Origin of the sequence: Cellulophaga geojensis KL-A, assembly GCF_000568425.1 — a bacterium.
Classification (GTDB): domain Bacteria; phylum Bacteroidota; class Bacteroidia; order Flavobacteriales; family Flavobacteriaceae; genus Cellulophaga; species Cellulophaga lytica.
The window spans coordinates 456,490-471,393 of the sequence record NZ_ARZX01000001.1; the positions used below are offsets into that span (position 1 = coordinate 456,490).

Annotated in this window: 14 protein-coding genes; 4 read left to right on the forward strand and 10 right to left on the reverse strand. The window is 33.4% G+C overall.

The features are described from left to right. Positions 1–60 precede the first annotated feature (60 nt). The gene (locus tag KLA_RS02090; protein WP_034643233.1) at positions 61–1,404 is read left to right on the forward strand and encodes a cytochrome-c peroxidase; all 1,344 of its coding nucleotides are present in this window, start codon (positions 61–63) and stop codon (positions 1,402–1,404) included. Between the two features lie 66 nt (positions 1,405–1,470). On the opposite strand, the gene odhB is transcribed toward KLA_RS02090, so the two are convergent. After that, a complete protein-coding gene (gene odhB, locus KLA_RS02095) occupies positions 1,471–2,691 on the reverse strand; it encodes a 2-oxoglutarate dehydrogenase complex dihydrolipoyllysine-residue succinyltransferase (protein WP_034643235.1) in 1,221 nt (406 codons plus the stop codon). 27 nt (positions 2,692–2,718) lie between these two features. Beyond that, positions 2,719–5,487 (reverse strand): 2-oxoglutarate dehydrogenase E1 component, encoded by a 2,769-nt coding sequence (locus tag KLA_RS02100; protein ID WP_034643236.1) that lies wholly within the window; start codon positions 5,485–5,487, stop codon positions 2,719–2,721. Positions 5,488–5,588: 101 nt separating this feature from the next. Between KLA_RS02100 and KLA_RS02105 the strand changes: the two genes are divergently transcribed. Continuing rightward, on the forward strand, positions 5,589–6,125 hold the full coding sequence (locus KLA_RS02105; protein WP_034643237.1) for a hypothetical protein: 537 nt from the start codon (positions 5,589–5,591) through the stop codon (positions 6,123–6,125). Here the strand turns inward: KLA_RS02105 and KLA_RS02110 are convergent. Genes KLA_RS02110 through KLA_RS02145 form a run of 8 tightly spaced genes read right to left on the reverse strand, consistent with a single transcriptional unit; the run spans position 6,122 to position 12,251 of the window. Then, the gene (locus KLA_RS02110; RefSeq protein WP_034643239.1) at positions 6,122–7,894 is read right to left on the reverse strand and encodes a MutS-related protein; all 1,773 of its coding nucleotides are present in this window, start codon (positions 7,892–7,894) and stop codon (positions 6,122–6,124) included. The genes KLA_RS02105 and KLA_RS02110 overlap by 4 nt on opposite strands. 46 nt (positions 7,895–7,940) lie before the next feature. Beyond that, positions 7,941–8,303, reverse strand: coding sequence for an MmcQ/YjbR family DNA-binding protein (locus KLA_RS02115; protein WP_034643241.1), 363 nt, complete (start codon positions 8,301–8,303; stop codon positions 7,941–7,943). Positions 8,304–8,314: 11 nt separating this feature from the next. Then, positions 8,315–8,644: a Dabb family protein gene (locus KLA_RS02120; RefSeq protein ID WP_034643243.1), complete on the reverse strand. Its 330-nt coding sequence runs from the start codon at positions 8,642–8,644 to the stop codon at positions 8,315–8,317. Positions 8,645–8,650: 6 nt separating this feature from the next. Further along, a complete protein-coding gene (locus KLA_RS02125) occupies positions 8,651–9,289 on the reverse strand; it encodes a DUF4230 domain-containing protein (protein ID WP_013621383.1) in 639 nt (212 codons plus the stop codon). A gap of 43 nt (positions 9,290–9,332) precedes the next feature. After that, positions 9,333–10,082, reverse strand: coding sequence for a cyclase family protein (locus tag KLA_RS02130; protein ID WP_034643246.1), 750 nt, complete (start codon positions 10,080–10,082; stop codon positions 9,333–9,335). Positions 10,083–10,102: 20 nt separating this feature from the next. Further along, positions 10,103–11,233 (reverse strand): radical SAM family heme chaperone HemW, encoded by a 1,131-nt coding sequence (gene hemW / locus KLA_RS02135; protein ID WP_034643249.1) that lies wholly within the window; start codon positions 11,231–11,233, stop codon positions 10,103–10,105. 4 nt (positions 11,234–11,237) lie between these two features. Further along, positions 11,238–11,792 (reverse strand): crossover junction endodeoxyribonuclease RuvC, encoded by a 555-nt coding sequence (gene ruvC / locus KLA_RS02140; protein WP_013621380.1) that lies wholly within the window; start codon positions 11,790–11,792, stop codon positions 11,238–11,240. 6 nt (positions 11,793–11,798) lie between these two features. Next, the gene (locus tag KLA_RS02145; protein WP_141103776.1) at positions 11,799–12,251 is read right to left on the reverse strand and encodes a hypothetical protein; all 453 of its coding nucleotides are present in this window, start codon (positions 12,249–12,251) and stop codon (positions 11,799–11,801) included. Positions 12,252–12,544: 293 nt separating this feature from the next. On the opposite strand from KLA_RS02145, the gene KLA_RS02150 reads away from it, so the two are divergent. Both KLA_RS02150 and KLA_RS02155 read left to right on the forward strand, forming a co-directional pair. Continuing rightward, positions 12,545–13,432 (forward strand): AraC family transcriptional regulator, encoded by an 888-nt coding sequence (locus KLA_RS02150; protein ID WP_013621378.1) that lies wholly within the window; start codon positions 12,545–12,547, stop codon positions 13,430–13,432. Between the two features lie 97 nt (positions 13,433–13,529). Beyond that, entirely contained in the window at positions 13,530–14,834 is a 1,305-nt protein-coding gene (locus KLA_RS02155) for a GntP family permease (protein ID WP_034643252.1), read from the forward strand. Positions 14,835–14,904: the final 70 nt, after the last annotated feature.

A 14,904-nucleotide genomic window follows, 5' to 3' on the forward strand; every position in this document is an offset into this window, starting at 1 on the left:
CCGATTTTTTAATGTCATGTTTTAGCAAAAACACACTTTTGTTTGCAAAACATTCTAACCATGTCTACATCAAAAATAAATCTATATTGCATACTAGCAATTGGCATTTTATTTACAACCAGTTGTTCTAATGACGACAACAACTACCAAAAAGCAGAAACAAGTATTTTAGAAGAGAAAATTACAACTCTTTATGGCTCACTAGAAACGCTACAACTACCAGAAGAAACAAATTTAAACAACATTCCTAGTGACCCTAAAAACCCGCTTACACCAGAAAAAGTTGCTTTAGGAAAATTACTTTTTCACGAAACAGGCTTAGCCTTAAACCCAACAAAAGAAATAGGAGCCAACACCTACTCATGTGCAAGTTGCCACCACGCAGCGGCAGGTTTCCAAAGCGGCAACATACAAGGTATTGGCGAAGGTGGTTTTGGCTATGGTGCAAAAGGAGAATCTAGACACATGTCTATAGATTATTTAGAAGAAGACTTAGATGTACAACCCATAAAATCTCCAAGCATACTAAACACTGCATACCAAAAAGTAATGTTATGGAACGGACAATTTGGAGGAACCTCAGAAAATACAGGAACCGAAAGTAGCTGGACAGTTGGCACTCCCAAAGAACGCAATAACTTAGGTTTTGAAGGCGTAGAAATACAAGCCATAGCTGGCCTAGGTGTTCACAGGCTTTTAATAGACACCAACTTCCTAAACAACAACGGATACAAAAGTATGTTTGACGCTGCTTTTCCTAACACCCCAGAAGAAAATAGATACACAACCATAACAGCTGGTTTAGCAATTGCTGCTTATGAACGAACAGTGCTTGCAAACCAAGCTCCTTTTCAAGAGTTTTTAAAAGGAAATGAAGCTGCTTTATCCCCTAAAGAAATAAGTGGCGCTAACTTATTTTTTGGTAAAGCAGAATGCTATAAATGCCACACCGGACCAGGCTTAAACAAAACAGGGTTTTACGCTTTAGGAATGAACGACTTGGACCCAAACAGTTCACACATTAATATTGATGAAGCCACAAAAAAAGGTAGAGGCGGTTTTACAGGAAAAGAAGAAGATAATTACAAGTTTAAAATACCATCTTTATATAACTTAAAAGATGTATCTCATTTTGGTCATGGAGGAAGCTTTACTTCTATAAAAGAAGTTATAGAATACAAAAACAACGCCATACCTGAAAACAATAATGTTCCTAAAAATCAATTAGCATCAGATTTTATTCCGCTAAATTTAACAACAGAAGAAATTGATGATTTAACTGCTTTTATAGAAAACGGATTGTATGACAATAACCTAAAAAGGTACACTCCGGAGAGCTTACCATCAGGCAACTGTTTTCCTAACGCAGATAGCAAATCCAAATCTGATATGGGTTGCAACTAAAACACTCCTAAACAAGAAAAGGGCTGAAGTTAAACTTCAGCCCTTTTTTTATCTCTAGATTCAAGACTACATTTCTAACGCCTTCTTAACATCATTATTCATTAATAATTCTTCTGGATTTTCTAATGCTTCTTTAACTGCAACTAAGAAACCAACAGATTCTTTACCATCTATAATTCTATGATCATAAGATAAAGCCACATACATAATAGGAGCAATAACAACCTCACCATTTTTAGCTATAGGACGCTCTACTATATTGTGCATTCCTAAAATAGCACTTTGCGGAGGATTAATAATTGGTGTAGATAACATAGAACCAAAAACACCACCATTAGTAATGGTAAATGTTCCTCCTGTCATTTCATCAACTGTAATTTCTCCTTCACGAGCTCTAATAGCCAAACGTTTCACCTCTGCTTCTACTCCTCTAAAAGTTAAGTTTTCCGCATTTCTAATTACAGGAACCATTAAACCTTTTGGTCCAGATACAGCAATACTAATATCTGCAAAATCATAAGAAATCATTTCCTTACCATCTATCATTGCATTTACAGATGGGTACATCTCTAATGCACGTACAACCGCCTTAGTAAAGAAAGACATAAAACCTAAACCAACACCGTGTTTAGCTCTAAAGTCATCTTTGTACTGGCTACGCAATGCAAAAATAGGAGACATATCTACCTCGTTAAAAGTAGTAAGCATAGCCGTTTCATTTTTAGCTAAAACCAAACGCTCTGCCACTTTACGACGCAACATTGATAATTTAGAACGAGTTTCTCCTCGGTTACCTCCAGTAGTTGGTGTCCCCATAGATGGCACAGCTTTTACAGCATCATCTTTAGTTACTCTACCATCCTTACCTGTACCTTTTACAGCAGATGCCTCAATCCCTTTTTCACTTAATATTTTTTTAGCTGCAGGAGACGCTGTCCCTGTTGCATATGTTTTTGCAGTTTCTGCAGGCTTTGGAGCCTCTGCTTTTGGTGCAGTTTCTTCTTTTTTCTCTTCTTTAGCAGGCGCATCATCAGCTCCTTCTGGTTTTGCTGCAGATGTATCTATTAAACAAACAACGGCACCTACTGCTACTGCATCACCTTCTTCTGCTTTTAATGTAATTACTCCGCTTACTTCTGCTGGAAGTTCTAAGGTAGCTTTATCTGAATCTACCTCTGCAATAGCTTGATCTTTCTCTACATAATCTCCGTCTTGCACTAGCCATTCCGCTATTTCTACTTCGGTTATCGATTCTCCCGGCGAAGGGACTTTCATTTCTAAAATCATCCTACTTTATTTGATGTGTTATTGTGTTTATCTTTTTGTCATATTGTCTTTGGTTTTATCAAAGACATAATCTATTACTTGTTGGTGTCTGCGCTTAGAACGTACTGCACTACCAGCTGCTGGTGAGGCATAAAAACGTCTAGACGCTACTCTTAATTTATTGGCATCTTTATAATGCATCATGATATGACTCCAAGCTCCCATATTTCTTGGTTCTTCTTGTGCCCATACAATATCATCTGCATTAGTATACCTACCAATAATTTCTGTTATTTTTTCTGTTGGCAACGGAAATAATTGTTCTACTCTTACCAAAGCAACATCTTCTCTGTTTTGCTCCTCTTTTTCGGCAAGCAAGTCATAGTAAAACTTACCAGTACAGAATACTAGAGATTTAACTTTACTAACATCTGCTGTAGTATCATCTAAAACCTCCTGAAAAGTTCCGTTAGCAAGCTCATCAATTGTAGATACCGCCTTTGGATGTCTTAATAAACTTTTAGGAGTAAATATTACTAAAGGTTTTCTAAAATTAACTTTCATTTGTCTACGCAGAATATGAAACATTTGTGCAGGTGTAGAAACATCTGCAATGTACATATTATCTCTTGCACACAATTGCAAGTACCTTTCCATACGTGCAGAAGAATGCTCTGCACCCTGACCTTCATAACCGTGTGGTAACAACATCACCAATCCGTTTTGAAGCTTCCATTTATCTTCGGCAGCAGAAATGTACTGATCTAACATAATTTGAGCTCCATTACTAAAGTCTCCAAATTGAGCTTCCCAAATAGTAAGTGTTTTTGGGCTAGCCATAGCGTAACCATAATCAAAACCAACAACACCATATTCAGACAACAATGAATTGTAAATTTGAAATCTGGCTTGTTCCTCAGACAAGTGGTTTAATAATATTATTTCTTCTTCACTTTCTTCAACCTTCATAACTGCATGACGGTGAGAAAAAGTTCCTCTTTCTACATCTTGCCCAGACATACGAACACCAAAGCCCTCTTGTAACAACGTACCGTAAGCTAAAAGTTCACCCATTGCCCAGTCTAATTTGTTAGTTTCAAAGAACATTTTTTTACGATCCTTAACTAACTTTTCAACTTTACGCAAAAACTTTTTATCGCTAGGTAATTCTGTTATCACCTTAGCAATTTCTGTTAATTTGTCTTTATCATAAGTAGTATCTACAGCCTCCATCATCTCCCATTCTCTAACAGATGCAAAACCACTCCACTCATCTGCCATAAAAGGCGTAATAACTGTTTTATCTTCTTTTCTAGAATCTTCTAACTCTTCTTCTAAAGAAGCTTTGTATTCATTTTCTAATTCTTTTACAAATCCTTTTTCTATAACTCCTTCTGCAAGTAAACGCTCTGCATAAATATCTCTTGAGTTATTGTGTTTAGATATTGCTTTATATAGTTTAGGCTGTGTAAAACGAGGCTCATCACCTTCATTATGCCCATATTTTCTATAACCTAATAAATCTATAAATACATCTCTATTAAAACGCATTCTGTACTCCAATGCAAATAAAGAAGCGTGTACTACAGCTTCTGCATCATCTGCATTTACGTGTAATACCGGACTTAAAGTTACTTTAGCAACATCTGTACAATAGGTAGATGACCTAGCATCTAAATAGTTTGTTGTAAAACCAATTTGGTTGTTTACTACAATATGTATAGTACCATTTGTTTTATACCCATCTAAGTTTGCCATTTGTACAACCTCATACACTAAACCTTGACCTGCAATAGCAGCATCTCCGTGCACAACAATTGGTAATACTTTTGAAAAATCCTCAGGGAAGTGAGCATCTTGTTTAGCTCTAGCAATACCTTCTACTACCGCACCAACAGTCTCTAAGTGAGATGGATTTGGTGCAATATTCATTTTTATTTTATTTCCGTTACTAGCTTTACGCTCAGATGTCCATCCTAAGTGATACTTAACATCGCCATCAAAAATTTCTTGCTCGTAATCTTTACCATCAAACTCACTAAAAATATCCTTAGCTGCTTTACCAAAAATATTGGTAAGCACGTTTAGTCTACCACGGTGAGCCATACCCATTACAAACTGCTCTACTCCCATTTCTGCTGCACGCTCTACAACGGCATCTAAAGCAGGAATTAAAGACTCATTACCCTCTATAGAAAAACGTTTTTGACCAACATATTTTGTATGTAAAAAACTCTCAAAAGAAACTGCCTGATTAAGTTTTTTAAGAATATGTTTTTTTCTGTCTGCGTTAAACTTAGGATGATTGTCATTTACGTTTAACCAATTTTGAATCCACTCTACTCTTTCTGGCTTACGTATGTACATATACTCAACGCCAATAGCGTCACAATATATGCTTTTAAGATGTTTTATAATTTCCTCTAAAGAAACAGCTCCAATACCTAGGATTTCTCCTGCAGTAAAAACTGTATTTAAATCTTCATTAGACAACCCAAAATTGTCTAACTCTAAAGTTGGTGAGTATTTTCTTCTTTCGCGAACTGGGTTTGTTTTAGTGAACAAGTGTCCTCTGCTTCTGTACCCATCAATTAACTTAATTACTTTAAATTCTTTCTGTAAAGACTGTGGCATTGCAGCTTCTATTGCCGGTCCGTTTTCAGAAAACTCTTCTAGTGCTGTTTCTTGACCAAAGTCAAAACCTTGAAAAAAGGCACGCCAGCTAGGCTCTACACTGTCAGGGCTAATTAAGTATTTATCATATAAAGTCGCAAAAAATGATGTATGCGCTGCGTTTAAAAACGAATATTTATCCATTGAAATTCTTCTCTGTCTTGTGAACAAAATTTATTCAAAAATACAACTTTTAGCTTTTATAAGCATATCTTAGTGCGTAATAATGTAAAAAAATAACAAGAATGAGAAAAAACAAGCATTTCCTTTCAAAATTATTGATTATAAGTATCTTGATAACAGCTTTTGCCTCTAATACCACAATTGCACAGGTTAGCACAAGCTATAGTAACTTTTGGGAAAAAGTACAATTTGGAGGTGGTTTAGGCATTGGATTTGGAAACGACAGCTTTAACGCTAGTGTTTCCCCTAGTGCTATTTACCAGGTTAACCCAATGTTTGCTGTTGGCACAGGCTTAAATTTTAATTACTCTAAATTTGGAGACTATAAACTTACCGCGTATGGCGCTAGCGCATTAACGTTATTTAATATTGTACCTGCTATACAACTATCTGCGGAGTTTGAACAAATGCGAATAAACCGTGATTTTGGCATAAATGGCAGCACTATAGAAGATAATTACTGGAATTCTGCCTTGTTTTTAGGTATAGGATACAGTAACCAAAATGTAACTTTTGGCATACGTTATGATGTTTTGTATGATGACGAAAAAAGCATTTACGCAGATGCATTAATGCCTTTTGTTAGGGTTTACTTTTAATCTACTATTTGCATTTTTTTAAGTAGGAATGATGCATTCATATTTTTACAAATACCATCTTTAAACTTATAGTCAAAATGTAGTTCATTATTTATAATTTCTGCATCAAAATAATGATTTTTTACACCTGGCAACTCATCTGCTGCTTTACACAAACTTAAATCGTGTGTAGCAATAATTCCGGTAGATTGAGACGCCACTAATTTCTCTACAAATTTACGAGAACCAATAGCTTTATCTGTACTATTTGTTCCTTTTAAAATTTCATCCAAAACTATAAAATAACGATCGTTTTGTATTTCATCAACAATAAACTTTAATCGTTTTAACTCAGAAAAAAAATAGGACTCATCATCTGTAAGTGAGTCTGTTGTACGCATACTTGTTATTAATTTTATTGGCGAATATTCTGCCGAAGTACCACAAACTGGTAAGCCCATATTTGCCATAACAATTTGCAATGACACAGTACGCAAAAAAGTACTTTTACCTGCCATATTTGCTCCTGTTACTATAAAAAACTCCGCATTATTAATAGTGATATCATTTTTTATACTTTTTGCAGGATCTAATAATGGATGTGCCGCATTTTTAACCTGTAGCACTTTACCTTTAGCAGCAATTGTAGGGTACACATAACTTGGATTATTAAACGCAAAATTACCTAAGCTGTTATACGCATCAAAAAAAGCTATAACACTAAACCAATCTTGTACCAAATGTCCGTATAGCTTTATCCAGTTCTCTATTTTATAAGATTGATGAACATCCCACAACAAAAAACCATTTCCTAAGAAACCAAAAATCATATTATTACGCTGATCTAAGGCTCCTAAAATTCTTGAAAACTCATGTAAAACAGCAGACGTTTTTTTACCATCTGTAACAACAACTGCTCTTTTTTCTTTTAATAAGTCTGATGTAAACTCTACATCTTCTATAGCCACAATAAGTTTTTGATATTGCTGAAAAGTACTTTGTATTTTCCCCATATCTGCAGCCAGTTTGCTTACCTTTTTAAAATATGTACCTGTAACAAGTAAACCTATAAAAAACCAACCTGCTACAAAAAAACCAGAAATAAAACCCAAAAAATATAAGACAAAAAACAACACCGTAATTACCGTAAACACAGTAGGCACAAACCTCATAAAAGAAGGAATAAACGCTGTGTGTTTCTGCATCCAAGAAACAATTGTTTTGTATGACACTTCTGCTTTTACAAGCGTAGCAATAGCCGCAAATTCTTGCCTCCATTTAGGCTTAGAAGCTAACTCCTTTACAGCGTTTTGTTTTTGCGCTATATTATCTATATCATTTGCCGTAAATTGATTAGCCAACTCTTCACTACCTTGCTCCAAAGCAGTTCTATTACTGTATTGGTAAAAAGAACCTTTACCAAACAAATCTATATCTTGACTATAAAAATGAAGTGGATCTGCAAATTCCTCTCCATCTGGAAGATTATGAAATTTACGATGCAAAACATCAATCTCAATTTCATTAATTTTTATAAGTGCTATAAATTTATGATACACATATTGCAAATCTGAATGTCTAGACACTAAAAACACAAACAACACTATAGCCAATAAAATAACCGCCATTACTGCTTTGGTGTTTCCTATAAAAAAATAAACACCAAAACCAGCTAATAAAAATACCGCCAACCTTAACAAACTAGACAGCAGTAATTTAGATTTAACCTTAGCAGATTCTTCTTTATAGTTAGTAATATTTTGTTTGTAAAATGCAATAAGTTCTTTCATAAAAATAATGTAGTGATGCGTAATATATTATGCAACTAAAAAAATATTATTCCTTTAGCTTAGCTAACTCTGTTTGTTGTTTTTTGGTAAGTTTAGATACTACTAAATTGTATGAATGATCTATTAATTCTTTTAGTAAACTAGGAGAAATACGTTCTATTAGTATTGTATTCCAGTGTTTTTTATTCATATGAAAACCTGGTGCAATATCACCATCATACTTTTCTCTAAGTTTTAATGACAACTCTGGGTTACACTTTAAATTAATTTGGGGTGGCAAGCGCTCTAACGGTAACAAGGCAAACATTTTACCCAAAACCTTAAATACCAAAGTATGCTCATCAAAAGGAAACTCTTCTGTAATTCCTTTTTTTAAAATGCAATATGCCCTAACCTCTTCTACATTCATACACAGCAAGATTAAACTGTTGTAGAATCATATACAATAACCTTATCCCATAAGCGAGCAGATTCTTCTATAAAAGTTAAGTGTGCCTCTTCATCTTGGTATTTTTGTTGATTTTCTGCCGATGTAAACGAAACCAATAAGCTAAACGTAAAACTACCATCTACCACATCTCTAGTAGCTGCTGGTGGTGTACCTATAAAATTAGTACTTGCATATTTAGAAGCATTTAAAAACTTACGTAATGATGTTACAAAAGCTTTCCTATCATCTTCGCTATCTGGATTTTTTAACCAAAAATATACGTTATGCACAAATGCTGATTCAAAATTATTTACGCTCATAAAACACTATTTATTTATTTCTTTTTCTATTTGCTTTACTTCTTGTTTATTTTCAATTTTTAACGCAGAATAATCTAACGTCCACCCAATAGTTTCTACAATAGACTCTATTAAAAGTATTGCCTCTAACGCTTCTTTACGGGCCGTATCCATTAAACCACTTACAGGTATTTTCTCTAAAATATGCTCCTTTGCTTCTTTATTCACATTAGTTAAATCCTCTGGAGAAAACGAATTAAATAATCCGTTTTTAATATCATAAAACTGAAGCTCAGGAGAAACTGACAACACCTCTGGCTCTGGAAAATTCTTGAGTATAATTCTCTTTTTACTATCATCTGCATTTAAAAGAATTTTTTTTAGATCATACCCAATTTGCACTTTAGCGTTTATAATTACTAATGCCTTTTTTTTACTACTTACCAAACTCATAAAATGCTCTTTGGTATTGTGGTATTGGTATACTTCTGCAAAATCTCCTTCTACAGATATTAATTTACAAACCCTTTTTATTTTTTCTAATAAAACAGTAGACTGTGTATGTGTAACTTCTTTGGTCTTTTTAGTTCTAAAAAAGGAATACACCCAATACATAAGTATAGCCCCTAAAATTAACCCTAAAAAAACCTCTATTAAACTATCCATTATTTATTTTATACGTTACAAAACAGCACTATTTAATACTATTTTACTCTTCAATTTTATACAAAACAGGCCTACTAGGACTTGCATCATTCTCAAAAGGAGCTACTTGCAAATTTAAAAAATATGTGCCATCTTCAATAGTATTAGCAACATATATAAATTCTGTTATAGTGGCATTTTCTCTAATTTTACCTTCAAAATTCCAAAATGCCTTGTGAGAAACTAACTTACCATCATCTTTTTCCTTATCAACAGATGGCAAATCTATTAGCAAGTGCTCTACTCCTTTTTCTCTTAAAAAAATAGCTCCCTCCTCTAACAAGTAAGGTGGATTGGTATTGGAATATTGCGCTCCTATTTTATCTTCTAAATTAGGAATTGTTCGTATAGCAACAGCCTCTCTCTTTTTTTTACCTAAAGCATATTGCAATTGCTTTTTAGAAATAACAAAATCGTCTCCTATTTTTTCTGGTGCAATGGTAATTACTTCTGCCAAAAAGAAAAATTGTTTTAATTTTTGATTTACAGACACAAATTTCTCTGTAATATGCCCCACACACTCTGTATGCGTACCGTGTGCATGCGGATTAAAACTTATATTATTAAAGTTTACAGATGAACCCTCACTTACCAAACCAACAAAATCACCATCTGTATGTGGCTCTATAACTGGCGCACCAACATACCAAGCATTTACATTAGACTTATCCCCTTTTAAAGGCATAGAAATATCTAATGCATCATTTAAATTTATTGAATATTTTTTTGTTCTTACTGTAATAACTGCCTTCATGAATCTCTTTCTATATTAATTTATAAGTTAACAATAAACAAATCTGCTGCTATACCATCACTTAAAAATTTACCTTTTGCTGTTACTAAAAGTGTATTATTTTTAAGTTGCAACAGACCTTTTTCAATTTTTTTATTTGCCTCTTTTTCTAAATAAGTCACATATTTTAATCCAAAATCTTCCTGTACCTTTTGTAGTGAAACACCCCAAATAGTTCTTAAACCGGTCATAACATATTCATTATACCTATCCACTACAGACAATTCTTCTATCTCTTGTGGCAGCTTATTTTGCGCTAATGCTTTTATGTATTTAGGGTTATTATTCACATTCCAACTCCTGCTTTCCCCATTAAAAGAATGTGCAGATGGCCCAACACCAATATATTTTTTACCCAACCAATATGCGGTATTATTTTTAGAAAAAAAATCTGGTTTTCCAAAGTTAGAAAACTCATAATTTACAAAACCCTCTTTAGCCAATTCTTTTACCAGAATTTTATGATGCTCTTGAGCAACACTATCTTTTACAGGAGCTATTTCTCCTTTTTTAATAAATTTTTCTAAAGCAGTTTTTGGCTCTACTGTAAGTGCATAACTAGAAATATGTGGCAAACCAAAAGATAAAGCTTTGTGTATGTTTTGCATCCATTTATCATTGCTCATTCCTGGAATACCGTAAATTAAATCTATTGTTATGTCTGAAAAGTATTTGGTTGCCAAAGCAATACAACTTTCAGCCTCTTTAGCATTGTGCGCCCTATTCATCAGTTTTAAATCGTCTTCAAAAAAAGACTGCACTCCAATACTAAGTCTGTTTACCTTTGATGCTGCAAGTTGTTCTATTTTTAAAGTAGATAAATCATCTGGATTAGCCTCCAAAGTTATCTCTGGATTTTTAACAACATTGTAATTTTCGTAAACTGTTTTTATAAGCCTATTTATTTCATTGGCATTTAAAACAGAAGGCGTACCTCCACCAAAATAAATGGTTTCTACACTGGTTTGCTTAAACTCGTTTTTACGCAAAACAAGCTCCTTAGAAATAGCCTGTAGCATTTCTTCCTTTTTCCCCATAGAGGTAGAAAAATGAAAATCGCAATAATGACAAGCCTGTTTACAAAAAGGAATGTGTATATAAATACCTGCCATTTCTTTATTTTTTTACCCTATTTTGGTTTTGCTTTACAAAAGAATCCCAACCAGAGTAACTTTTACCTGTTTCTAATTTTCCGCTATTGTAAAAATGACACACTGCAGCAGCCAAACCATCTGTAGCATCTAAGTTTTTAGGCAATTCTTTTAACCCTAAAGTACTTTTTAACATCCCAGCTACTTGCTCTTTACTTGCATTACCATTACCCGTAATTGCCATTTTAATTTTTTTAGGCATATACTCAGTAATTACTAGTTGCCTAGATAAACCAGCAGCCATAGCAACACCTTGCGCACGGCCTAATTTTAACATAGACTGTACATTTTTACCATAAAAAGGCGCTTCTAAAGCCATTTCATCTGGGTGATACGTATCTATAAGCTCTATAGTGCGCTCAAAAATAAGTTTAAGTTTGGTGTAAGGGTCATTATACTTCTGCAATAAAAGTTCGTTCATTTGCAAAAATTCCATTTTTTTACCTACCACTTTTATAAGGCCAAAGCCCATAATAGTAGTACCAGGATCTACCCCCAATATAATTCTTTCTTTAGCCACTAATTTTTATTTGGTATTTATTACTAAAGGAATTCTAAATTTAGCACGCACAGGTATTCCTCTTTTTAAAGCTGGTTTTAATTTAGGCAAGCTTTTAATACCACGAGAAATAATACCGTTAAACCCTGGTATTTGATTTGTAATAACAGAATCTTGCTCTATATCTAAAACAGAAATTTCTCCTTTGCTATCTATTAACACATCTATACGTATTGTATCTTTTATAGCTCTATCTAAAACAAACTCAAAGTCCCCTAATATTTCTGAGTAATGCAACAACAACATTTCTTCAAAACACTCTTTTTGCACTTCTTTTGAAGCAAGTTCGTCACACCCTTCAAACAAAGGAAATTGATCTATAGCATTCCAATTAATACCCTCCATTTCTTGCTTAATAATCTTCTGAGTTTTTTCGGCTCTAGAATCAAAAAAATCGCAAGAAACGCAAAGAAATATCATAAGAAATAAAGCTGCTCTTTGCATAAAAACTAAATTCTAGGCGAAATTTACAATTTTTTAATCAAGTGAACAGCATAGCACCAAAATTAGCACACCAAACTACACTATTATTTTGCCTAAAAAAGCAACTACTCTTTATAATACTGCTTACACTACACCAACAACAGAACACCCATTAGCACTATTTTACCTAAAAAAGTAATAATTAACATATATCAGGTTAATTTTTTATATTTATAACCACTTCAGAAATAAAAACTTATTTTTTTATTATGAAATTAAATTAAACTGCTATGAAGTTAACATACAAACAAACAGAGAAAAGGCCTGAAAACTCTTTCCTAGCTCGCCAAGATAGAATGCCATGTATTGAGCAAAATTGGCATTTTCATAAGGAACTAGAGCTTATCTATTTTATAAAAAGCACAGGCACTCGTTATGTTGGTAACTCTATAGGAAATTTTGCACCAGGGGAATTGTATTTAATTGGAAGCAATGTTCCACACCTGTTTAAAAACCATAAAGAATATTACGCAGATAAACTAGAAGACGAAGCGGTAAACCTCATAGTAATTAAGTTTGAAAATGATTTTTTAGGTTCAGACTTTTTAGATTTGGCAGAGGCAAAAAAACTACAAGTTCTTTTTAAAAAAGCCAATATGGGACTTCAATTTTCTAAGGCTGCAACATACTTAGCTCATAACCACATACTAGGTTTAGTGGGTAACAAAGGCTTATCTAGAATAATTGGCTTGTTAAAAATTTTAGACATTTTATCTGTAAGTGAAAACTATAAACCTTTATGCTCAGAGGTTATAACAAACACATACAACAAAAACGAAAAAGACCGTATGGCAAGAGTAATTTTATTTTTAACTGAAAATTTTGACAAAAAAATAGAATTAGAAGAAGTAGCCTCTATAGCTTTTATGACTCCAAATGCTTTTTGTAGATACTTTAAAAAAAGAACCCATAAATCTTTTACGCAATACCTTAATGAAATTAGATTAAGACACGCCTGCAAACTTTTAATAGAAGGAGAAATGCAAATTTCTACAGTTTGTTACCAATCCGGATTTAATACGCTTACAAATTTTAACAGACAATTTAAAGCATTAATGAAAGTAACACCTTCTGAATATATGGAGAAATACAATAAAAAAATAACCTCTATTATTTAATTAGGTAGTATAATGCTACTAACAGTTAAAAATGTCATATAACTATTTGTCCGTTGCCGCTATATTTGTCTTTTATCTATAACAACCACACCAAACTATGCTTGCTTTAATTACATTAACCGTTTGTATTGCCTTATTAATTGTAGCTGTTACTGTTTTTAAAGTTCATCCTATACCTACCTTATTAGTTTTTGGACTTATACTTGGTTTAGCCACTGGCGGGACAGTTACAACCGTAACAGAAAGTTTATTAAATGGTTTTGGAAACACTTTAAAATGGATTGGCCTTATCATACTATTTGGCGCTTTGCTTGGGGAGATTTTATCCAACACTGGAGGATCTGATTTAATTGCAGATAGTATTATAGCCCTCTTTGGCACAAAATACCTACCATTAAGTATGGCTATAATAGGCTTTTTAATTGGAATACCTGTTTTTATGGATGTTGCCTACCTTACACTTTTACCCACACTACACGTACTATCTAAAAAATCTGGCCATTCAATTTTGGTATTAGGCTTATCATTAGCTATAAGTTTAACTGTAGCCCACGCATTAATACCTCCTACACCTGGACCCCTAGCAGTAGCATCTGCTTTTAATATTAGCGTAGGAAAAATTATACCACTTAATATAGTTGTTGCAATTGCTGCTATAATTGGCTGCTTGGTTTGGCTTAAAGTGAACAAAAACAAACTACAAACCACTAACACAATTGACACCAACAAACTACAAAAAACAGAAAACAGAAAATTAGGAGGATACAAAAAAATCTTACCTTTTGCCGCCTTACTTACTCCTCTTATTTTAATGTCTGTAGGTGCAATTATAAAAGAGGAAAATGCAATTATAGCTTTTATTAAAAACCCTATATGGGCATTGCTAATTGGCATTTTATTTGCATTACCACTACTTGACAAAAAAGATTTTTCAAGTAAATTAAATAGTTATTTTAATACTGCTGGCGCTAAAACAGCTATTGTTATTTTAATTACTGGGACGGGTGGTGCGTTTGGTCAGGTTATAAAAGACACTGGTATTGTTAGCTCTCTTTTCTCAAACACAGACTCTATTTCTTCAATGGGTATAATTGTGCCATTTTTACTTAGTATGCTTTTTACAACTGTAACTGGCTCCATTACAGTTTCACTAATAACTACTGCATCTATAGTTGCTCCATTAATTAGCAATGGCACACTAGATCCTACATTTACAACCGCCGCAATTTGCGCAGGATCTTTAGGAATTATACACGTAAATAGTAGTTTCTTTTGGTTGTTTAAGGAAATACATAATGTTTCTGTACCAAAACTTCTAAAATCATTTAGTTTACTAACCGCTATCGTTTCTTTATCTGGAGGAGTAATGGTTTTTTTAGCTTACACATTTTTAAGAGACTAATGCAATTGTCAATTTTGTGCTTATAGGGTAAAATAATGCTGCTCTAAGGTAAAATTCTTCAATAATCACG